This is a genomic window from Mucilaginibacter sp. A3364, assembly GCF_059690715.1.
In genome coordinates this window covers 829,015-849,934 of record NZ_JCAWED010000002.1, presented here as the reverse complement: position 1 = coordinate 849,934, position 20,920 = coordinate 829,015, and the positions used below count along the sequence as shown (strand labels likewise).

Genomic DNA, 20,920 nt, shown 5'->3' with positions numbered 1-20,920 from the left:
CCAATGGTAATAATTGCCGATCCTATCCAATTTGTTACAATCTCACATCCTAAATAGCCCGCCGCCGGGGCCATGCCCGGTGTAGCACTTTATGCGTAGCAGCTACACCGCTACACTTTTTTGTAGCGCATGCTACACCAATTTGTGCTTAAACTTAACATTGCGTGCTATTACGTTTTATTTATATTTACGGCTTAACCTTCATCATGAAAAAATACCTTATCTGCCTGGCAGCGGCTTTGCTGCCTTTATTCGCGCTTGCGCAGGACCCCGTACTTTCTAAAGACATTATTGAAAAAGCCAAAAACATCAGCACCGTTAAAATTAACGATAAGCTTAATGTGGTTCTGGTTGAAAAAAGCGACGACGAGTTCCAGGTAACAGGCGTCGACCAAAACATGAACATTGTTTGGACAAACAACTACAACGGCTACGCGCTTAAACTTGCCCGTTTCCAGGGCAAGATATTGGCTATCGCGGCTACTGATCATGCTTTTGTTAAGGGGATGAATAATACCTACAAAGGTTTCCTTATAGACCCAACATCAGGGAAAACAGTGATAGAAAAAGAGGTATTTAAGGATACCGACGAGTTTATGAACTACCCCACCATTTTGGTTAATAATGACGAGTTTAAAGGCATAGCTGTAAGGCAAACTTCTGCCAAGCGCAAGCTCAGGGTAGCGCTACCAAGCGTATTTGCTATTATCAGCATCAATAAGCTTGATAAAGAACTACGCACTACTCAGGACGTGGATGTTGTTCAATATAACGATAAACTGGAGCCGCTAAATAGCTACAAACCTCAATTGGTTAAAAACAGCATTTTATTAGGCATGCAGGCAAACGCCTGGGGCGACCTGTTTGTGAGTTGGCTTATTAATGGCTCTGTTAATATTTACCGTTACGAGCAAGGACAAACCGAGGCTAAGGGTATAGCCAAGTCCGATCTGCAACTGAAGGAAGGCGGCGACGGGCCAGACGTGATCTATGCGCCTTCATCTACCAACCGAAACCTGCTATTTTATGGCTTGTTTTTTAAGGATAGCGAAACCAAAAAGATAGCCCTCTGGATAGGTAGTCTTGACCTTTCATCGGGCGAAAGAAAACAGAACATTGAATTGTTTGACAAGCCGCATGTTAAAGAAATAGATAAAAGCTTCGTTGCCGTAAATAAAAAGCTGGATGATTTTGGCTTAGGCGAACCGGCCGGTTTTGACCTTGACCATATGGAAGAAGTTAATGGCATACTCATCGCTTCGTTTTGCGAGCGGGGCCGCTGGTCGGGCCAATACACATCGGTTGCTTTCAACAACTCTATAGTAATTAACGCTTACAATGCCGCCGATCTGAAGCCTAAATTTCAAGCCTATATGCCATCAAGGTCAATGTCCATATTACAATCTTCTACAGGTTACTTTGTTAAAAATAACAAACTGCACATGACTGCGCCCGACGGGAAAGCCGGTAGTCAAAGCGCCATATATGGCGTTCTCGATCTGCAAAATGGTAAATGGGACAGCATGATCAGTTTGTCGAAAAAGAAGATAAGCGGTTCCGACTATCCATCCGGCAGGAATATTTTATACTTCGGAGATACCTTTGCTGTGCCTTATATAAACCGCACCGGTATCGGGCAAACAAAGTTTGATGTTACGCTACAGCAAAACGGATATTGATAAGCAGGCCGGCAGGCTATAAACTTACATTGCACAAACCCTGCCGGCCCGCTTATTCCTTATCTTTGTATTAGCAATATCATAACCATGTCTATAACTACCGAAGACGAAAAGATAGGAATGCAGCAAGCCAGCGATGCTGTGGCCATTACGCTTAAAAAAATGCGCGAATATGCCCGTGTGGGTATGAGCACCAAAGAGCTTGATGAATACGGGGGCGGTTTGCTGGCGCAGATGGGTGCAAAATCGGCACCTTATTTAACGTATAAGTTTCCGGGCTATACCTGTATCAGCGTTAACGAAGAGGCTGCGCATGGCATACCCTCAACCCATAAAATATTAAAAGAAGGCGACCTGGTTAATATCGACGTATCGGCCGAACTGAATGGTTTTTGGGCCGATAACGGTGGTTCGTTTGTTTTAGGGGAGGATATTCACGGCCATGGCAAACTGGTAGATGCGTCAAAAGAGATATTGAAAAAAGCCATCAGCCAAATTAAGGGCGGTGTGCGGATATCAGAGATTGGCAGGCTGATCGAAACCGAAGCCCGTAAAGCCGGTTATACGGTAATTAAAAACCTTACCGGCCACGGTGTTGGCCGCAGCCTGCACGAGGAGCCGCACGAAATTGCCAGCTATTGCGACCGCTTTAACTTTCAACGCTTTAAAAAGAACTCCGTAGTAGCTATCGAAACTTTTATTTCCACCAAGTCAACCATCGCCGAAACGCAGGAAGACGGGTGGACGCTAATAGGTAACAAAGGCGGCTTTGTGGCGCAGCATGAGCATACCATTATGGTAACCGGCGGTGAGCCTGTGATATTTACCGCCGGTAACGGGATCTGGGATTGAACCGGCGCAGGGTCCTCTGCCGAGAGACCCTGCTGAGACGGAAAAAACGCCCCGGGATACCGATAATACCTTTGGTAAATAAAGTGTTATGTATTAGCTTTATGTGCCTTATTTAACCATAGATATGTTAAATTTTCCCGATCCCTCATGTGTTGCAAAAACTACTGTTATCGCTTTGGCCTTTGCTTCAGCCCTTATAGCTGTACAGTGGGTTGATCGCAAGCCCGTAACCTTCATTGCTATTAAAAAGCCGGCATCTGCCGATAAGGGCCTGAAAGACTACTATAAAAAATACTTTTCTATTGGTGTGGCAGTTAATTCGCGCAATGTTGCCGGGGGCGATGAGACCGAGCTTATTAAACGCGAGTTTAACAGCATAACGGCAGAGAACGATATGAAGATGGGACCACTTCATCCCAAGGAAGACCAATACAACTGGAAAAATGCCGATGCTATTGTTGATTTTGCAGTAAAAAACGACATAAAAATACGCGGGCATAACCTGTTATGGCATAACCAAACACCGGCCTGGATGTTTAAAGACAGCGCCGGTAATACCGTAAGCAAAGAAGTTTTGTTAAAACGCTTAAAGGACCATATCACCACCGTTGTAAGCCGCTACAAAGGCAAAATATATGCCTGGGATGTAGTAAACGAAGCCATTGACGACCGGACAGATGTATACATGCGCGAAACCCAATGGTACAAAATATGTGGCGAGGATTTTATAGCCGCCGCCTTTGAGTATGCACACGCTGCCGACCCGGAAGCCGCGCTTTATTACAATGATTACAACAGCGAGAACCCGTCAAAACGGGATAAGATCTACAAACTGGTAAAAAGCCTTATCGATAAAAAGGTCCCTGTTCACGGCATCGGCATACAGGGCCATTGGAAACTGGGAAGCCCGTCGGCCGAACTGATCAGGCAAGCGCTGGATAAGTATATTTCTTTAGGTGTAAAATGCCAGATCACCGAACTGGATATTAGTATACGCACAAGGCCACAACCCGGAATGCCCCCGGATACCGCGGCCGCTTACACAGATGAAATAGCAGAGAAACAGGCAAAACGCTACGGAGAAGTTTTTGAAATATTCAGACAATACAAAAAGCATATTACCAATGTTACTTTCTGGAACGTATCAGACCGAGGCAGTTGGCTGGACGGTCGCGACGGTGGTTTAGCCGGCGGCGCGCAAGCAACACCAACGCCAGGGGCGCCACCTGCTCAACGCGGCAAAATTATAAAGGCATATCCATTGTTGTTTGGTGTTAATCTGGAGCCTAAAAAAGCGTATGCCGCTGTTGTAAATTTTTGATCGGTTTTTCAATCGGTCACCGACATATTATACAGCACCGGCACTTAACAACAATTCACAGATCGCCGCGTGTTCATTTCTTGTAGCCCAGGCCAGCGGGGTTGACCATGGTGCGCCCGCTTTGTTCACATCTGCCCCTTGAGCTAACAGGTAGCTAACCGTTTCCTCCTGTCCCCATTTTGCGGCCATGCCCAAGGGTGTCGTCTGATATTCCTCGTCAACAGCATTAATATCGGCGCCGTAATTTATCAGCAGCTCTGCCCGGTCAACAAAACCTTTACGGGCCATATCATGCAAAATGGTTACGTGGTGGCAACTCATCGTAGCCGCCGACATTCCTTTAGCTAACATATAGGCCGCGCCGTCCGTACGTTCAAAATAGTATTGTGGTGTCCATTTTAATATGGTTGGAGTCTTTGCACCAAACTTTATCAACAGGTCTATCATATCACGATGGTTCTCTTTGGCAGGCATCATCAGTATGCCTTCGCCCCAAAAAAAGGTATCGTCAAGTGCAAACTCAGGGTGCTTGCTCAGTATCGCTTCCGCTTTATGCAGATCGTTGGTGTCAACAGCGTGCTCAAACTCTTTTTGAAGGTCTGTCCGTTTATACTGTATGTCCCCGTTCTCTATTGGATATATAGAGCTCGCCGAAGGGCCCGAATATGCTTTTAAGGTTGCTGCTATTTCTTTATAGCCCCTGTCTTCTACAACGGTTATTAAACGCTCCCTGAATGGGTAGCTTTCATGATCTGGCTCGTATGCATTATGCGCTAAAAAATATTGTACCAATGCCAGGTGCCCTTCCCTGGCCGCGAGGTGAATTGGGGGCATATAGTTGTATTTGGCATAGATCAATTCGGGCTTTGCAGCAACCGTATCTTTTACCAGGTCCAGGTTTCCCTGGTAGCTTGCCAAAAGTATTTGCCATAACTCGGCAGTAGTACAAAAAGCGCCGTTTGCTATCGCCACCGGCAAATCAAGCTTTAATTCATTGGGCTGCAACATGTTGGTTATATATTACGGGTTTATACTAATGTAGTAATTAGTATTGGAATACAGATTTTTCCGAGGGGGAGGACCAATACAACATTGCAGGACTTGCAAAAGATTGTGCTTAGGCAAAAAAAATTAGCAACCTCGTCCGAAAGGTTTTACGAGGCACCTATGGAGCCTTTTTTATACATGTAATGTTTTTCTATAAACACGACACTCCTACGGAGTTTTCTGAGGGCAAAACTGGTACCGGTAGGTGCTTTCCATTTAGCGATACGGTTACTGATTTGCTTTAAAATAACTGGCATAAAAGCCACGGAGGGGCTACATGTTTAAGCAATCTATGGTTGAGACGACAGGGCCCCGTAGCGCCTCGTAAACCCCTCGACATATCTATTTACCCATATGGATATTAATTGGCTTTTGAGATAACCGACATAAAAGCCCTGGAGGGGCTACGTGTTTATAGCAATCTATAATTGAGGTGACAGGGCTCCGTAGGAGCCTCGTAAAACCCTTGGCTGTCCACCAATATGATTATTGATTTGCCATTAAGATAGCCAGCACAAAGAAGCCCCTTTGGGCTACCTGTTTATAGCCCTTCACAACAGAGATTATCAGGCTCCGTAAGCGCCTCCTCAACTGCTGCCAAGATACCCCACCAGGCAAATAAACAAACGTCCCTTTATTCAAGCGCCCTTTTACTATCTCCGCGGCGTACTTATCCGCATAAACCTGAACGACCGTATAGCCGATTTATCCATTATCTTTCCGGCGCTATACCAAAACACCTGATTACGCGAGAACAAGTCCAATGTTTGCTTAACCGATGCCTCATCCGGCGCGTTCCATGCCGAGCAGATCATAGGGCGGCCATAGCGGTTAACCACGCTCAGCAGCCAACCCGTTTCGGGCATTTTTTTATCGGTGCTGAAAGATAGTACATCGCTCAGGCTCCAGATGTAATTACACAGCTCGGCATCGCTGCTGCCCTCATACTCCAGGCGGTTCCATCCGCCGCGCTTGCCGTGTATCAATGCGCCTTTGTAATCAAAGCCCGGTGCAAAATCGGTGGTTTTTACTACAGGTGTAGCCGTTAGCGGCTGATCAATAAATTCAAATCGCGCTACGCGGAATATTAAAGCTAATATTGATCTCAACTTATCCTTCGGCACATTTTGTTTACCCGGGGCGGTATAAAGCTCCCAGGCTAAAACGCGGGTATCATAACCGTATTTTTTAACCACCTGGCTCACATAGTCTGATAGGGCAACTTCATTGTTTCCGGCGTCATCATCGGTAAGCAGGGCGGGGGTAACGCGCATGTTGTGCTTATCGGCAAAACCTAACAGGGTATCTGCTTTCTTGTAAAAGGCCGTAGTGTCTTTTTTCCACTCGCTGTAGCTTAGTTTAAGGCGCAGGCCGTTGTAGCCCATATCTTCGGCATCGTCAATAGTTTTCGCCCAGGTGGCGATGGCTTGCGGGCCGTTGCCTTCGGGTACATAATACAAGCCTTTTACCGGGCCGTTTGCCATCCATTTCCAGGCGCGCCATTTATCCCAGCGCTCGGTTACTTCGGCGCCCGGGTCGGTTTGTTCGCCCGGTTTCGCAAAGCGGAAGTTTCTTATCCATTCCAGATCACGCCATTCGTAAGGGTCGCCATCGGGGTGTAACACGTCGTGAAACCATGGTTCATACGGCTCGAACGAACTCAGGCCCCAGGCAGCATCCCAGTTGGAGTCGCTGGTGAACAAGCCCCAATTATAAAAATGGATATGATACTTGGCAAAAGCCGTAAGGCTACGGGCAAAGGTACCACCGCGCGTGCGGCCTACTATTTCGGTACAAACTATCGGGCGATTACCTAACTTTTTGATCTCGGCTACCATTACGTCAAGCGCCTTCATGCGGTCGACACTCAGATCGTACAGGTGAAAATTATGGATATCGTTCATGGAGCCCAATTCTTTCAAAGCATCATGCACCTTATTTTGGTTATACACATGCTCGGTTAAAAACAGGGCCGATGTGGTGATGGGTTGCGTAGGCACAAGCGCCCTTGTCCACCTTACCATATCCTTCACTAAACCAATCTCACCTAAGGCCCCGTCTTCCCAGTTCTTGCCATCGAAGGAATATCTTAAAGCCGGTTCGTTGGCTATGTCCCAAAAAACAATTCGTGGATCGTTTTTAAACTTGCCTACGGTAGCGGCCAGGTATGCTTTAATCTGTTTTTCACGCTCGGCGGCATCGGTAATATTAAAATAGCTGTTGGTACTTAATACGGGCGAAACCGTCATATTGCATTGTGCCGCCTCATCCAAAATAGCCTGTAAAAATTCTGCACCACGTTCGCGCGCGGGTATCCATATGCGCACACTATTGTAGCCCAGGCTGTCTGCTTTTTTTAGGATATCAATACGCGGCATGCCCGGGTAGGCCGGTTGCGGGGCGTTAAAGCCCTTTATTACGCCGTGCTTTTTCTCCCAGTCCCAGGCTTGTTTTTCGGTCCACTGCCCGCGGCCGGTAGATTTTTTGGCGGTTTGGGCATAACTGTATGTGATAAGGTTTAGTGTTAAAATAATTGCGCACATAAGGCCGGGGCCAATGCTTGGCACATAGCGTTTTGTTTTCATAACAGGGTTTATCTGGTTTTAGGGTCGGAGTATTTATCTACAGGAAGTTACGATAAAACACCGTTCCAAAAATGGCGCTAACCGCGGGTAATGCTACCTTACTTTTGTGTCAATTTTTCAACCTTTTCTCTCGATTTTATGGCTCCTTTATTATCTTAGTCAACAACCCAAATCTTAATCATGAGCGATAAATCCTTTTCGGCCTTCACACATTTTAAAAACAGCTTAACCAATGCAAGGCAATTATCTAACGGAGACAGACGCATAAGAGCCTTAATCTCATACCAGTTTCAAAATAACTTATTAAAAGAGTCGCTTGATGTGGCAGTCAGGCTTACAACAATGGAGTATGGCCAAATTTCTATATACGATGGCAAAACCCTAAACGGAGGAGTTGTGCATATGGATTTTACCTGCCAATACCAGGATTATAGTTTTTTATCTGAGGGAACACTTCAGATCAACGGAAACTCAGGCAGGTTAGGCGAGTATGAGGTGATAATAACCGAGCTTTAGCTCTCATTCGATTACGTGAATGTTCTGAATACCTTTCTCTTCTTTAATGGAGAAATGGTTTTCTACATCGGCCTCCGTTTGTGGCGATGCAACGGTGCTGTACTCGATAGGTGTTAGGTTGGCTATCCGCATTTTTGACCAATAGCCTGTAACCACCACACTTTTTGACGGTGATATGCCACCATTACGATCTATCCTGATGGCATCAACCTGCGGCACCAGCATGCTTGGCTGGTCGTTACGGTTATCAAAGCCACGTATACCACTTTTGTAAACCCGCTCGGCCACTTTGGGACCAACATATACCACATATAAGGCCAGCCTTAAACTGGTGCTACCAATCTGCACCGGCGGGCATTGCATTACTTTAAAGCTTTTACCGGCATCGGGCACAAACAACGAGTCGATGTTTTTTTCTACAGGAGTTGTGGCAAATTCCTCCTGGCTGATGTTCTCGGGGATACGGTAACATATAAAGCCCTCGGCAAAGGTAGCACCGCCCATAACCGATCGTATAAAATGCCTGGCCGAACCAAGGTATGCTTTACGCCGGTTAAGCTCCCATCGCTTTTGCTCATCGGCCGTTCCCTGCAGCTCTTCAAAATAGGGCGAGCCGACGTTAACGCAGGTAAAGGTTTTGGTAAAAACCTCAAACTCGCGCAGCAAATATTTAAGGCGGTAACCCAGTGCTTTATTCTCTACAATAACCATGTCGTCGGCCCTCACCTTTAGCGACGCTGTTTTTTTGCTATAGCTAAAATGTATTACCTGCGGATTAACGATGTTGCATAGTTTGGCATTATCGGTTTCGCCAATAAAATTTCGTACAAAAATTTTCATGTACCGCTCGCGATTGCCCGAGCCGTCAATGGTAACCGCTTTTAGTTGGTCGTTGCTTTCCTTAAGCTTTACTATTAGCTTAACAGGTTGGTTTTGCACCACCACACTTTGCACATAGGGTGAAAAACCAATGCTGCGCACCACCACCTCGTAACCACCAGGTTTAATCCCATAAAAAGCAAACTCTCCCTTTTTATCGGCCGCGGTAATGTATTTGGAGTTGGTGATGAATATAGTGGCGCCTGGTATGGGGGCGCCTTTGTCGTCAAGCACTGTACCTGTTATAGTTTGATTGTTTTGAGCGCGCGCGAATAATGTCGTGGTGAGTAATAGCAAAATGGCGCCTAGTTTTTTCATGCGGTTTGGTTATTCTAATTTACTTACTTTTTCACGGCATGTTTGAAACGTTTAGCCAGCCCAACCCTCTCTATCCAAACTCCTAAACTGTATAGCTTCGGCCAAATGTTCCATTTGTATGTCTTCGCTGCCGGCAAGGTCAGCAATAGTGCGGGATACTTTCAAGATGCGGTCATAGGCCCGGGCGGATAGGCCGAGCTTTTCCATAGCGCGTTTGAGGAGGGCCTGGCCGGCTTCGGATATTTTGCAGATGTCGCGCACCATTTTGGGGCTCATCTGGGCGTTTGCATGCAGATCGGGGCGTTCGCCGAAGCGCTGGCTTTGCACTTCGCGGGCTTTCATTACGCGTTCGCGGATGAGTTCGCTTTTTTCGGCCAGCCTGTCTGATGCCAGTTCGCTGAAATTTACCGGGGTTACTTCTACGTGGAGATCTATCCTGTCCAACAACGGACCGGAGATCTTGCTCAGATACTTTTGCACCACGCCCGGCGGGCAGATACATTCCTTCTCGGGGTGATTATAATAACCACAAGGACATGGGTTCATACTTGCCACCAGCATAAAGCTGCTCGGGTAATCAACCGTAAACTTAGCGCGCGATATGGTTACCCGGCGCTCTTCCAGCGGTTGGCGCATTACTTCAAGTGCGGTACGTTTAAACTCGGGCAATTCATCCAGGAACAAAACACCGTTGTGGGCTAAAGATATCTCGCCTGGTTGAGGATTGCCTCCACCGCCAACCAAAGCCACATCGCTTATTGTATGGTGCGGCGATCGAAAGGGCCTTACCGTAACCAAGGCATCCGCGGCGGATAACTTGCCCGCTACCGAATGGATCTTGGTCGTCTCCAAAGCCTCATATAAACTCAAAGGCGGCAATATAGAAGGCAGTCTTCGCGCCAGCATAGTTTTACCGGCCCCCGGCGGACCGATCAGTATCACATTATGTCCGCCTGCGGCGGCTATCTCTAAAGCTCGTTTAATATTCTCCTGGCCTTTTACTTCGCTAAAGTCGCTGTCGTAATTGCTCAGGCTGTTGTAAAACTCTTCGCGGGTATCAACAATTACACGCTGCAGGTCTATGTCGCCGTTTAAAAAGCCGGCTACTTCTTTTATGCTATCTACACCGTAAACTTCAAGGTCGCTTACTATGGCGGCTTCGCGGGCGTTTTGTTTGGGAAGGATAAACCCTTTAAAACCTTCTTTACGGGCCTGAATGGCTATAGGTAAAGCCCCTTTTATAGGTTGAAGGCTGCCATCTAAGGATAGTTCGCCCATAATGATATACTTATCCAGCTCCTCGCTGTTAACCTGGCCAGAGCAGGCTAAAATCCCGATAGCAATAGGAAGATCATAAGCCGAGCCTTCCTTGCGGATATCCGCTGGCGCCATATTCACAATGATCTTTTGGCGGGGCATGCGCAGGTTGTTAGTTTGCAGGGCCGACTCTACACGTTGCATTGATTCGCGCACGGCATTATCCGGCAGGCCCACAATTAAGTAGAAGGGTTTGGCGCCTCCGCTTATATTAACTTCAACGGTAATGGTGATGGCTTCTATACCATAAACGGCGCTGCCAAAGGTTTTTACTAACACGCTTTTTGATAGATTTAGTAGCGTAAGGTACAGAAAATTTTGATGGTCTGAAATACTGCCTATAAACCCGATATCGCGAAGCTGGCCAGCAACGAAACGTTGGGGTCGGCTACAACATTAGTGGGCCTTTTGGCGGCTTTTAGGTTAATAACCGTTTGCTTATCGCCAATGCGGATGGTTTGGATTTTACCATCAATGGCCAGGTCTAGCGGTATGCGGTATAGGGTATGTTGTTTTTGGGTGATGGTGATGTTTAGCTCCTGGTCGCTTTCGTTATACTTCCAAACAATATCCAGGTATGGGTGACCGGGCGTATAAAACCATTGCTTAAAGAAGCCTTCCAGGTTACGGCCCGCAGCCTGCTCCATCACCTGCCTGAAATCTTCGGTATTGGCATTGCCGTTGGTGTATTTGGCGTAATAGGCACGTACACCTTTCCAAAAATTGGCATCGCCCATGCGGCGGCGCATCATATGCAGTACCCAGGCGGCTTTTTCGTAACTGTTAGCGTTGAGCAATACCATGTAATCGCCTTTTACGGTAGTATCTACAATGGGCTTGTAGCGCTTACGTTCAAACGCGAATATTTTTTTCCGGTCCTCCACCAGGCGTTTGTTCAGGCTGTCGGTGCCATATTTACTTTCCAGGTAGTAATGGGTAAGATAGCTGGCAAAACCTTCGCTCAACCAAATATTGCTCCAGTTTTTCTCGCTGGCCGAATCGCCGAACCATTGATGAGCAATTTCGTGCGCCACCAGCGATTCAATATCCTTTGCTTTAAATGAGTCTTCATAATAAAATATCGCGCCCGCATTTTCCATTCCGCCAAAAATGGTTTTCGATTGCACATTAGCCAGCTTTTTGTAAGGGAACGGACCAATCTTCTCCATATAAAAAGGCAGTATTTGGTTGGCACATTCATAACTTTTTAAACCCTGTGCCTCATTCTCGGGGAAAACATAACTATAAACCGGGATACCGTTTACTGTGCCCGATTGCGCTACCGCGAATTTAGCAACACCGATAACCATTATTTTGGTTGATAGCGGCGCGGCTTCGTGCCAATGGGTTAGTTTTTTGTTTCCGGGGAGTTTGTTTTCGTCCACTTTAATACCGTTAGCCACCACCTGGTAATGAGCTGGTGCGGTCACCACAAAATCAACCGAAGCTTTGTCGGCCGGGTCATCAACACAAGGCAGCCAGTTGTGGGCGCGGTTTGGCCAGTTATCGCCAAAAAAAGTACGGTGCTTGTATTTATTGGTTGATATGATCAGGCCGTCATCGGGCACGCCTTCGTAGCTTATGGTGAAGGTTGCCTTGGTATCTTTAATTCCTTTACCGTATAGGGTAACAGCATCGGTATCCTGCACAAAACGCACGGCTTTGCCATTGCTTGTTACCGCGCTAACCAGCATACCTTTGCCGTCGGCATTTTTCTTCACCAGGTCTAACGCGAATGAATCCGTGTTCCTGGTAAATTTTACAGTTACATCGGCCTTGCCTTTTATGTTGTTATTGGCATCGTTTAGTTGTATACCAAACCCATAGTGCAAAACATCAATGGCTAAACCCGGCACCTGTGCTTTTGCGCTAATTGTATATAATAAAACCCCTCCCAGAACTATCGCTTTCAGCTTATGCATATGTTGGTATGTATTAACTGTAAAGCTAATTTTTTCGTAATAAAAAAGCGGCCCGGGAGCCGCTTTAATAAGTTATGTATATACAATTTTTACATTTTAGGCATGCGTTTCATCATACTGGCCATGGCTGCAGGGTTGCTCATTTGCTTCATCACCTTACGCATATCGTCAAACTGTTTTAACAGGCGGTTAACCTCGGTAATGTTGGTGCCCGAGCCTTTAGCGATCCGGGTACGGCGGCTTTGGCTGATGATGTCCGGATTTTCCTTTTCGGCCGGCGTCATGGAGCTGATGATGGCTTCGATGTTTTTAAACGCGTCGTCGCCTATCTCTACGTCCTTCATCATTTTACCAACGCCTGGTATCATGCCCATCAGATCTTTCATGTTACCCATTTTTTTGATCTGCTGTATCTGGCTGTAGAAGTCGTTAAAGTCGAATTTATTTTTGCGGATCTTCTTCTGTAGCTCGGCTGCCTGCTTCTCGTCAAACTGCTGCTGCGCACGCTCTACCAACGAGATCACGTCGCCCATACCCAAAATACGCGAAGCCATCCTGTCCGGGTGGAACACGTCAATAGCTTCCATCTTCTCGCCGGTACCGATGAATTTGATCGGCTTGTTAACTACCGATTTGATGGAAAGTGCGGCACCACCACGGGTATCGCCATCCAATTTGGTTAAAACAACACCGGTAAAGTCCAAACGGTCGTTAAACACCTTGGCGGTATTCACCGCATCCTGACCGGTCATCGAATCCACCACGAATAATATCTCGTGCGGATTAACGGCGGCTTTTACCTGCTCAATTTCCACCATCATGGCCTCATCAATAGACAAGCGGCCGGCGGTGTCAATAATAACCACGTTATGGCCGTTTTGCTTAGCGTGGGCTATACCTTCTTTTGCTATCGCGATAGGGTCCTTTGATTCCGGGTTGGCATAAACCGGTACGCCTATCTGCTCGCCTAAAACCTGTAATTGGGTTATTGCCGCGGGGCGATAAATATCATCGGCCACTAAAAGCGGCTTTTTATTTTTTTGTGTTTTAAGGAAGTTCGCCAACTTACCGGTAAACGTAGTTTTACCCGCACCGTTAAGGCCCGCTATTAAAATAATGGTTGGCGATGTGTTCAGGTTAAGCTCCGAAGCGGTGCCGCCCATCAGTTCGGCCAGCTCATCGTTCATTAACTTGGTAAGCAACTGCCCCGGCGAAATAGAGGTTAATACATTTGCGCCTATGGCCTTTTGCTTTACATCATCAGTAAATGCTTTGGCTGTTTTATAATTTACGTCGGCATCCAGAAGGGCTTTGCGTATTTCCTTCATGGTTTCGGCCACGTTTATCTCTGTAATGCTACCCTGACCCTTCAGGACTTTAAACGCCCTGTCGAGTTTATCCGAAAGATTTTCAAACATAGTTTATAACCTTCAATTTTATATAAGCTGCAAAGTTATCATTTTGATGGATTGGTTTTTAAGGAAAATGTAATTGTTGGCTGATACAAGTATTATTAAACGATAAAGGGCCCCTAAGGGCCCTCGTTATTAAATTATATTTTCAACTATTTACGCGGCGGCGGGGTGCCGTTGGTGCCATTACCCGTAGCGCCACCATTATTGCCAGTACCTGTGCGTGGTTTAACCGGGCGTATCGCTTTGCCGGTATCTACCCGTTGCTGGGTTTCGTTTAAATTGCCGTACCCAGCAGTACCGGTATTGTTAAGCGTACCATTGGTGCCAACGCCTATCACCGGCTTGCCGCCGTTGTTATTTAAGGTACCATTGTTATTAAGCGTGCCTGTACCGTTTAAAGTACCGGTGCCATTCAGACTACCATTAGTGCCGGTGCCATTTAAGGTTCCTGTGCCGTTTAACGTGCCAGTACCGTTTAGTGTACCGGTGCCGTTGGTGCCATTTAAAGTTCCGGTACCGTTAAGCGTACCATTGGTACCTGTGCCTATTTGGGTACCCGTTCCGGTACCTGTACCTACACCTGTTCCGGTGCCAACGCCTGTTCCTGTACCAACACCTGTTCCGGTGCCTGTACCCTGTCCTGTATTAACCTGAGCTACCGCTAAGTTTACGGTAAAAGCACAAATTGCTGTTGATACTAAAAATGCTATCCTTTTCATAAATACGTTTGTTTTACTTAAGGTTAACAATTTTTATGCCCAAGAAATTTTATTGTGCGATTTTTTGCATTTTGTGTGTTTGTGACTACAAAATGCCCTGTATAAGTTACGGGAAGCGATAAACCATACCTAACGATATATTTTCCGAGGCCTGTACTTCTTTCGATTGGTTTTTATCATACACCACCACGCCGTTAATATTAGCCGAGATCAGTCTGTTTACCTGTGCGCTTAACCCAACATCCAGGCGATGAGTTATAAAGCTGATATGTTTTTCGTACGGGATGAACAAGGCATAGCGCCATCTTAAACCCATGTTGGTAGCTATACCTTTGTTAAACTCAGACACAATCTGGAAAGCCAGGTCGTTTTTTACTCTTTTCCCGACAGGTACACCATAGTTACCGGCTTTTGTACGATAGATGGCCGTGTCTAACACAAAGGTTTGGCGGGCGGTACCCGTACCAAAGCGAGTGGTAAAATACGGTGCCGGCTTATACTCAAAACCAAACGACTCGGTTAAATAACCGGGCGACATAAATCGCGACAGCAATATAGGTTTGGGTAACGAAACATTATTGGCACCGGTATACTGGTAACCACGGTCAAACTGCGACTCGAAAGTTAACGAGCCGAAGAAGCTCCATTTTTTAGAAAACTGGGTGGCAAATTTATTATCTAAAAATATACGGTCGTTTGATTTACGCGAGCCCTGGCCTTTATTTTTAGTGATACCATACCAAAACTCAAAGTTGCCCGTGTAGCTAAAGGTATTTTTACGATACTCTGTGCGGTATATAAATTTGGAGTTGACGGCCATTGAACTTACACCTCCGTTTGAAAAGTTATTTGAAAAGGCTGCCTGGCTAAGGTCAATCTGCACGGTTATCCACTTTTTCCAGTAGTTAACCTTATAGTCGAGCATGGTAATAGGCAGGTAGTTGGGCTGTATTTGTACAGATCGCATCCTAACGGGGATGGCATTTCTGCGGGGGCCTAAACGGTATCTGTTTAGTAAAGCGGTGTCAATTTTAACTTCCGGTTTTTTGGTGGTATCGGCCTCTTGTGCGCTTGCGCTTGTTGCGCCAAACAGGCATAGCCAAAAAATTAATACACGTAGATGTTTTGACATAAGCACAAATTAACGGAAAATTATGGTAAACACCTCGTTTTCCTTATTAAACCGCTGTTATGGTTTTGCATCTCCATCCGGCAGGGGCGAGAGGGCGTATGCATCCGGGTTGCGGTAATATCTTTTTAAATTGGTTCGTATCGAGTTTATAAACTCATACTCGCTGGCAAAGTTTATAAAATGGTAGCCGGGCCGGTATTTTAGCATAAAATCCTCTAGCTGTGCTCCCTTTAACCCAGTTATACGGCCTACCACCGTTTTGGTAAACTTATGGTCAACCACATCCTGTTTATACTCTTCATCCAGTGCGCCTTGCAAACGCGCCAAATCACGCCCCTTATTGCTAAACATGTTGTAAAGCGCATCGGTACTAAAACCCAACCTGCCATTACCTACACTTAACAGATCGGCATTGGCGGTAGTACTGTAAGCCCGGTTATATAACGCCCGATTGGCCTTTAGCCTGGCCATAGGGCTGTTTAACGAGTCGCGTATGCGCACCTCCTTCAAACGTATACCTGTAGCCTGTAAATAAACGGCCTGCGCCATGCTATTCTGTATACGTAACGTATCGGGTACGTAATCTGTTTTGGTGAATATCAGGATATCGCCAATTTTGGCTTCTATTTTAAATATCCCGCTCAGGTTATTGTAAATTGTTGCGCCCGTGCTGGCATTTAAAACATGTACAATAGCTATTCGCTCTTTACTATCCTTATCAAATACAATACCCTCCACATAGTTATCCTGTGCAAATAGTTTGGTGGTTAATAGTATGAGTAGTAAAAATAATCCCGGTTTCATCACAAAGCTAAACTAAACCATTGTTTAGGTTTAAGCATATTTTTAACAATAATTAACAGGAGGCGCTTACTTAACAACAACCAGTTTCTGGCCAATTTTAATGTTATTATCGCCCATGTTGTTCAATGCTTTTAATTCATCAACAGTAAGGCCAAAACGTTTTGATACGTTATATAGTGTGTCGCCTTTTTGTATTTCGTACAATTTAAAGGCGGGCGCGGCGGTAACTATCGAATCTTTTACCTCTTTGCCAATGTTGTTATTGATCTGTGTTAACACACGGTCTTCGCGCTTAATTTTTTGTTCTTCGTTTTCCGGGCGATCATATTGGTCCAGCTGGTATCTTTTTATCACATTGATCAGCAACTCGGGGTATTTAGGGTTTGTGGCGTAGCCTGCTGCTTTCAATCCGTAGGCCCAGCCTTCGTAATCGTTCTTGTCCAGCTCAAACAAACCGGCGTAACGTTTCCGCTTTAAAAATTCGGAATGATCGCGATAGGAGTTTTCCGGGTTTTCATACACACGGAAGCAGTCGTTCTCAATATCATCGTTCTTATAAAAGCTTTTGCCCTTCCAATCGCTGGTACATTTTATGCCGAAATGGTTGTTGGCATATTTGGCCAGGTCGCCATTGCCGTTGCCCGATTCGAATAGGCCTTGCGCCAGTGTTATACTGGCCGGTATGCCGTACAGGTTCATTTCCTGTATGGCTATTTTTTTAAAGCGCTCGATATAAGTTTGCGGGGTATACGGAACCGTTGCGGCAGGTGAACGGTATAGCGCTTCCTGCTTAATGATCTCGTTATTTCTTTGCGCTACGGTGTTTGATACAGCCGGATTGGTACCGGCAGGTTTGGCCGGTGTTAAACCGCCACCAGGTTTGCGTATCCCGCACGATGACAATAAAACAATTATAACAAGGGCTAATGCCGCATAGAATTTTACGGACACAAAGAAAGCACGGGCAAATATCATTTTGCCAAAATAGGTTTTATTACGGGAAAAATTAATTGACTTGCGCAACTTTAGCAGGCTCGGCCGGTGGCGGATTAGTTTTGTCCAACTCGTCCAGATCGTATTTATTAATAATGCCTAAAACCTGGGCTGCCCATTTTTTGCTGCTGGCATATCCGCTACGCTGTATACCTTTTACCCATTTCACATAATCGTACTGGGTAAGGCTGCTTGATATTTTACCGGCATCCTGGCGTTTGGTAATAATGCGCGCAAAATCAGCAAACGACTCCAGTATAGAATCGTACTTTTTATAGGCCGACTTAACTTTTTTGTTGTTTTTGGTATACGTAGTGGTGTAACCGCCTTTTATGCCAAACTGGTTGTTCAAATTTTTTGCAACATTGCTATTGCCGTTACCACTCTCGTGCATGGCTATACCTAAAATAATGCTGGCCGGTATGCCGGTTTCATTCATAATAGATATGGCATTGTCTTTGAACTGTTCGATATACGAAGTTGAAGTGTTCTTTTGAGCAAACGCTGTTGTAATAGATAACAGCAGTGTTGCAGTAATCAGTAAGGTTCTCTTCATAATTATTTTTTTTGGATGATCAGCAGACCGTCTCGGACCGGGAGAATCAATTTTTCAACCCTTGTGTCAACAGCTATCTGGTCATTTAGTTTGCGGAAACTTTCGGTATCGGCATCTTTTTCGTCGCCATATACTTTCCCTTTCCACAAAACATTATCAATTATTATGATCCCTCCGGATCTTACTTTGTCAAATACTAACGCAAAGTAATGGTAATTATTCTTTTTATCCGCATCAATAAACACTAAATCAAGCACTTGCTCTTCAAAATCGGCCAATACGTCCTCTGCAGGGCCAAAATGTTGCTTTATTTTTTTTTCAACATCTGTTAATGCAAAGTGCTGGGCCAGCATTTCTTCCAGCTCGCGGTTAACTTCAATAGTGTGGATGATGCCGTCTTCGGTAAGCCCCTCGGCCAGGCAAATGGTAGCGTAACCGGTAAAGGTCCCTATCTCCAAAATGCGGCGAGGCCTCAACATTTTACTCAGCATACTTAGCACCCGCCCCTGGTAATGCCCCGAAAGCATATTGGGTTTAAGCACCTTTAAATGCGTTTCGCGGTTAATGTGCTTTAAGGCATCAGGCTCGGCGTCGCAATGGTTATCTAAGTACGTTTGTAGTTTGGCGTCTAAAATTTCCACGGGGGCAAAGATAAGGAAAATTTTTGAGGGTGATTATCAGGCGGTTATAACACTCTCCCCGCGCGTCATTATCAGGAAAGCATCAAGCGGTTTGCATCCAGGTCTGCAACAGTATAACTGCCGAGATCGTATCCACCAACTCCTTATTCTGCCTGGCCTTTTTACCCATGCCGCTCTGCGCTATAACGGCCGAAGCCATTTTACTGGTAAAGCGCTCGTCAAGCATTTCAACAGGGATAGTTGGGAAAGTTTTCTTAAGCAGGCGAACAAAACCGGTTACATGTTGTGCCGATTGCGAGGGGGTATTATCCATTTGTTTGGGTTCGCCTACTATGAAGCGTTCCACTTGTTCGGTTTGCAGGTATTTTTGCAGGTATTCGATGATTTGGTTGGGGTGCACATTATCAAGGCCGGTGGCGATGATCTGCAAAGGGTCGGTAACCGCAATGCCTATGCGTTTGGTACCGTAGTCGAAAGCCATTACTCTCATAGCTGTGAGATTTGAGATGGGATATGTGAGGTGAATTTCATGTTTGAATTAGTTTATTTGGTCACCATCATTCTTGAAAACGGGTATCCGCCACAACCTGTTTTGGGATTAGCGCGATCGGCTGCCGCAGTTGCTTCGGCCTCCTTATCCGACTCGGCGGCGTAGGCGGTGAGGCAGTAACCCCAGTTCCAGGGAGCCATGCCGGTAAATGTCATGTAGTCAATGCGGGTATACTTATTCTTATCGCCGGGGTTGGCGGCGTCGTTATGGGCAATCAGGTATTGCTTTTCGGTATTCCATTTAATGATGTGGAATCTGGTGCGCGGGTGCTGTATCCACAGCGTGTCGTTAATGGTGTAAGTTATCTTGTAATCATCAACAAAAGTGCCGGTTAAAAATGCCGGTACTTTATCCTTAGCCTGCTGCGCCTGGGTATTGCTGCTGATAAATAACAGCGAAATACCGGCCAATAACATCCATTTTTTCATCACAGCTAAGATACGGGTATTCTATTTGTTTTGTGTCAAAAACCCGCCCATCTCAAATCTCATATCCCAAATCTCACTTCTAATAACTATTTTGCACCAAATGCAGTTTAAACAAATAGTAGGGCAGGCGGCCATCAAGCAACGATTGATCAGTTCGGTTACAGATAACCGGGTTAGTCATGCGCAGTTGTTTTTGGGGCCCGAGGGGTCGGGAAGTTTGGCGTTGGCGGTGGCGTATGCACAGTATTTGTCGTGTTTGGATAAGCAGGCCGATGATTCATGCGGCGAATGCTCATCATGCCGCAAGTACAATAAACTGATGCACCCCGATCTGCATTTTTCATACCCTTTCTTCGCCAAGCATAAGGAAGATACGGCCATTACGTTTTTGGAGCAGTGGCGCGAGGCGTTTACTGCCATGCCCTATTTAAACCTGGATGTATGGCGCGATTACCTGGAGGCCGATAACAAACAGGCCAACATTAACATTGCTGAGTGCCACCAGATCATCAAAAAACTAAGCTTCAAACCGTTCGAATCGGAATATAAGATACTGATACTTTGGCTGCCCGAGTTTTTGGATAAAGAGGGCAATGCGCTACTTAAAATCATTGAAGAGCCGCAGCCCAATACCCTGTTTTTATTAGTGGCCCAAAACCAGGACCAGATATTGAATACCATCCTCTCGCGAACGCAACTGGTAAAAATACCATGCTTAAGTTACGACGAGATCCGCGAACATCTGATCAGCCAGCATAACCAAACTGAGACCGCCGCTGCCGAAATTGCCTACCTGAGCAACGGCAATCTTACCGAAGCCTTGCTGATGCTGCAGCAGGATAATAAAGGCTATCATCAACTGTTTGTGCAGTGGTTGCGCCTTGCATTTGGTAACAAGGGGATAGAAATTGTAAGCTTTGTTGATCAGCTGGCCAAGATGGGCCGCGAAAACCAGAAAAACTTTTTACGCTACGGCATCAGCTTTATGCGCGAATGCTGTTTGCTGATGGCGGGGGCCGGCAACCTGGTGCATTTACCGGCTGCCGAACTGGACACGGCGCAAAAAATGACCAACATTATGAGCATACCGGTGGCACAGGCCATTAGTACCGAATTGGAAAGGGCTCATTATCATGTAGAAAGAAATGCAAACCCTAAAATTTTGTTTTTAGATGTATCTTTACAAATTGTAGGATATTTAAAAGTTAAACCAAGCCCGCAAGGGAATCAATATATATCGAATTAA

19 protein-coding genes are annotated in these 20,920 nt (G+C 45.8%); 5 read left to right on the top strand and 14 right to left on the bottom strand.

The annotated features are described in order from the left end of the window. Positions 1-206 precede the first annotated feature (206 nt). The 3 genes from AC59JT_RS16045 (at position 207) to AC59JT_RS16035 (ending at position 3,852) form a co-directional block, all read left to right on the top strand. Positions 207-1,679, top strand: coding sequence for a hypothetical protein (locus tag AC59JT_RS16045; protein WP_497400765.1), 1,473 nt, complete (start codon positions 207-209; stop codon positions 1,677-1,679). 87 nt (positions 1,680-1,766) lie between these two features. Continuing rightward, a complete protein-coding gene (gene map / locus AC59JT_RS16040; RefSeq protein ID WP_497400763.1) occupies positions 1,767-2,531 on the top strand; it encodes a type I methionyl aminopeptidase in 765 nt (254 codons plus the stop codon). 124 nt (positions 2,532-2,655) lie between these two features. Next, on the top strand, positions 2,656-3,852 hold the full coding sequence (locus AC59JT_RS16035) for an endo-1,4-beta-xylanase (RefSeq protein ID WP_497400761.1): 1,197 nt from the start codon (positions 2,656-2,658) through the stop codon (positions 3,850-3,852). 27 nt (positions 3,853-3,879) lie between these two features. On the opposite strand, the gene AC59JT_RS16030 is transcribed toward AC59JT_RS16035, so the two are convergent. Then, positions 3,880-4,860: an ankyrin repeat domain-containing protein gene (locus AC59JT_RS16030; protein ID WP_497400758.1), complete on the bottom strand. Its 981-nt coding sequence runs from the start codon at positions 4,858-4,860 to the stop codon at positions 3,880-3,882. A 692-nt stretch (positions 4,861-5,552) separates the two neighbouring features. Beyond that, positions 5,553-7,484 (bottom strand): glycoside hydrolase family 2 TIM barrel-domain containing protein, encoded by a 1,932-nt coding sequence (locus tag AC59JT_RS16025; protein ID WP_497400753.1) that lies wholly within the window; start codon positions 7,482-7,484, stop codon positions 5,553-5,555. 180 nt (positions 7,485-7,664) lie between these two features. On the opposite strand from AC59JT_RS16025, the gene AC59JT_RS16020 reads away from it, so the two are divergent. Beyond that, positions 7,665-8,000: a hypothetical protein gene (locus AC59JT_RS16020; RefSeq protein WP_497400751.1), complete on the top strand. Its 336-nt coding sequence runs from the start codon at positions 7,665-7,667 to the stop codon at positions 7,998-8,000. Between the two features lie 3 nt (positions 8,001-8,003). Here the strand turns inward: AC59JT_RS16020 and AC59JT_RS16015 are convergent, their stop codons facing one another. The 12 genes from AC59JT_RS16015 to AC59JT_RS15960 all read right to left on the bottom strand — a co-directional run bounded on the left by AC59JT_RS16015 (position 8,004) and on the right by AC59JT_RS15960 (position 19,674). After that, a complete protein-coding gene (locus AC59JT_RS16015) occupies positions 8,004-9,197 on the bottom strand; it encodes a carboxypeptidase-like regulatory domain-containing protein (RefSeq protein WP_497400748.1) in 1,194 nt (397 codons plus the stop codon). Positions 9,198-9,248: 51 nt separating this feature from the next. Beyond that, positions 9,249-10,793, bottom strand: a complete 1,545-nt coding sequence (locus AC59JT_RS16010) for a YifB family Mg chelatase-like AAA ATPase (protein ID WP_497400746.1) — start codon at positions 10,791-10,793, stop codon at positions 9,249-9,251. 59 nt (positions 10,794-10,852) lie between these two features. Further along, a complete protein-coding gene (locus tag AC59JT_RS16005) occupies positions 10,853-12,436 on the bottom strand; it encodes a M1 family metallopeptidase (RefSeq protein ID WP_497400744.1) in 1,584 nt (527 codons plus the stop codon). Between the two features lie 89 nt (positions 12,437-12,525). Next, positions 12,526-13,854: a signal recognition particle protein gene (gene ffh / locus AC59JT_RS16000; RefSeq protein ID WP_497400742.1), complete on the bottom strand. Its 1,329-nt coding sequence runs from the start codon at positions 13,852-13,854 to the stop codon at positions 12,526-12,528. Positions 13,855-14,000: 146 nt separating this feature from the next. After that, on the bottom strand, positions 14,001-14,570 hold the full coding sequence (locus AC59JT_RS15995; RefSeq protein WP_497400740.1) for a hypothetical protein: 570 nt from the start codon (positions 14,568-14,570) through the stop codon (positions 14,001-14,003). A 106-nt stretch (positions 14,571-14,676) separates the two neighbouring features. Further along, positions 14,677-15,702, bottom strand: coding sequence for a DUF3078 domain-containing protein (locus AC59JT_RS15990; protein ID WP_497400738.1), 1,026 nt, complete (start codon positions 15,700-15,702; stop codon positions 14,677-14,679). 57 nt (positions 15,703-15,759) lie between these two features. Next, positions 15,760-16,506, bottom strand: a complete 747-nt coding sequence (locus AC59JT_RS15985) for a hypothetical protein (RefSeq protein ID WP_497400735.1) — start codon at positions 16,504-16,506, stop codon at positions 15,760-15,762. A gap of 66 nt (positions 16,507-16,572) precedes the next feature. Next, positions 16,573-17,481: a glucosaminidase domain-containing protein gene (locus AC59JT_RS15980; RefSeq protein ID WP_497400733.1), complete on the bottom strand. Its 909-nt coding sequence runs from the start codon at positions 17,479-17,481 to the stop codon at positions 16,573-16,575. 31 nt (positions 17,482-17,512) lie between these two features. Next, positions 17,513-18,055, bottom strand: a complete 543-nt coding sequence (locus AC59JT_RS15975; protein WP_497400730.1) for a glucosaminidase domain-containing protein — start codon at positions 18,053-18,055, stop codon at positions 17,513-17,515. Between the two features lie 2 nt (positions 18,056-18,057). Then, the gene (locus tag AC59JT_RS15970) at positions 18,058-18,696 is read right to left on the bottom strand and encodes an O-methyltransferase (RefSeq protein ID WP_497400727.1); all 639 of its coding nucleotides are present in this window, start codon (positions 18,694-18,696) and stop codon (positions 18,058-18,060) included. 82 nt (positions 18,697-18,778) lie between these two features. Further along, complete coding sequence (gene ruvX / locus AC59JT_RS15965; protein ID WP_497400724.1) at positions 18,779-19,186, bottom strand: Holliday junction resolvase RuvX; 408 nt, start codon at positions 19,184-19,186, stop codon at positions 18,779-18,781. 53 nt (positions 19,187-19,239) lie between these two features. Beyond that, the gene (locus tag AC59JT_RS15960; protein ID WP_497400722.1) at positions 19,240-19,674 is read right to left on the bottom strand and encodes a hypothetical protein; all 435 of its coding nucleotides are present in this window, start codon (positions 19,672-19,674) and stop codon (positions 19,240-19,242) included. 100 nt (positions 19,675-19,774) lie between these two features. Between AC59JT_RS15960 and AC59JT_RS15955 the strand changes: the two genes are divergently transcribed. Beyond that, positions 19,775-20,920 carry a DNA polymerase III subunit gene (locus tag AC59JT_RS15955; protein WP_497400720.1) on the top strand — a complete coding sequence of 382 codons (1,146 nt, stop codon included), beginning with the start codon at positions 19,775-19,777 and terminating at the stop codon, positions 20,918-20,920.

Bases quoted from the DNA above. Each gene is read 5' to 3' on its own strand.
- AC59JT_RS16030 (WP_497400758.1), bottom strand. From the start codon at position 4,860: ATGTTGCAGCCCAATGAATTAAAGCTTGATTTGCCGGTGGCGATAGCA.
- ffh (WP_497400742.1), bottom strand. From the start codon at position 13,854: ATGTTTGAAAATCTTTCGGATAAACTCGACAGGGCGTTTAAAGTCCTG.
- AC59JT_RS16045 (WP_497400765.1), top strand. From the start codon at position 207: ATGAAAAAATACCTTATCTGCCTGGCAGCGGCTTTGCTGCCTTTATTC.
- AC59JT_RS15955 (WP_497400720.1), top strand. From the start codon at position 19,775: ATGCAGTTTAAACAAATAGTAGGGCAGGCGGCCATCAAGCAACGATTG.
- AC59JT_RS15960 (WP_497400722.1), bottom strand. From the start codon at position 19,674: ATGAAAAAATGGATGTTATTGGCCGGTATTTCGCTGTTATTTATCAGC.
- AC59JT_RS16020 (WP_497400751.1), top strand. From the start codon at position 7,665: ATGAGCGATAAATCCTTTTCGGCCTTCACACATTTTAAAAACAGCTTA.
- AC59JT_RS15980 (WP_497400733.1), bottom strand. From the start codon at position 17,481: ATGATATTTGCCCGTGCTTTCTTTGTGTCCGTAAAATTCTATGCGGCA.
- AC59JT_RS15990 (WP_497400738.1), bottom strand. From the start codon at position 15,702: ATGTCAAAACATCTACGTGTATTAATTTTTTGGCTATGCCTGTTTGGC.
- AC59JT_RS15985 (WP_497400735.1), bottom strand. From the start codon at position 16,506: ATGAAACCGGGATTATTTTTACTACTCATACTATTAACCACCAAACTA.
- AC59JT_RS15975 (WP_497400730.1), bottom strand. From the start codon at position 18,055: ATGAAGAGAACCTTACTGATTACTGCAACACTGCTGTTATCTATTACA.
- AC59JT_RS15995 (WP_497400740.1), bottom strand. From the start codon at position 14,570: ATGAAAAGGATAGCATTTTTAGTATCAACAGCAATTTGTGCTTTTACC.
- AC59JT_RS16035 (WP_497400761.1), top strand. From the start codon at position 2,656: ATGTTAAATTTTCCCGATCCCTCATGTGTTGCAAAAACTACTGTTATC.
- map (WP_497400763.1), top strand. From the start codon at position 1,767: ATGTCTATAACTACCGAAGACGAAAAGATAGGAATGCAGCAAGCCAGC.
- AC59JT_RS16025 (WP_497400753.1), bottom strand. From the start codon at position 7,484: ATGAAAACAAAACGCTATGTGCCAAGCATTGGCCCCGGCCTTATGTGC.
- AC59JT_RS16005 (WP_497400744.1), bottom strand. From the start codon at position 12,436: ATGCATAAGCTGAAAGCGATAGTTCTGGGAGGGGTTTTATTATATACA.
- ruvX (WP_497400724.1), bottom strand. From the start codon at position 19,186: ATGAGAGTAATGGCTTTCGACTACGGTACCAAACGCATAGGCATTGCG.
- AC59JT_RS16015 (WP_497400748.1), bottom strand. From the start codon at position 9,197: ATGAAAAAACTAGGCGCCATTTTGCTATTACTCACCACGACATTATTC.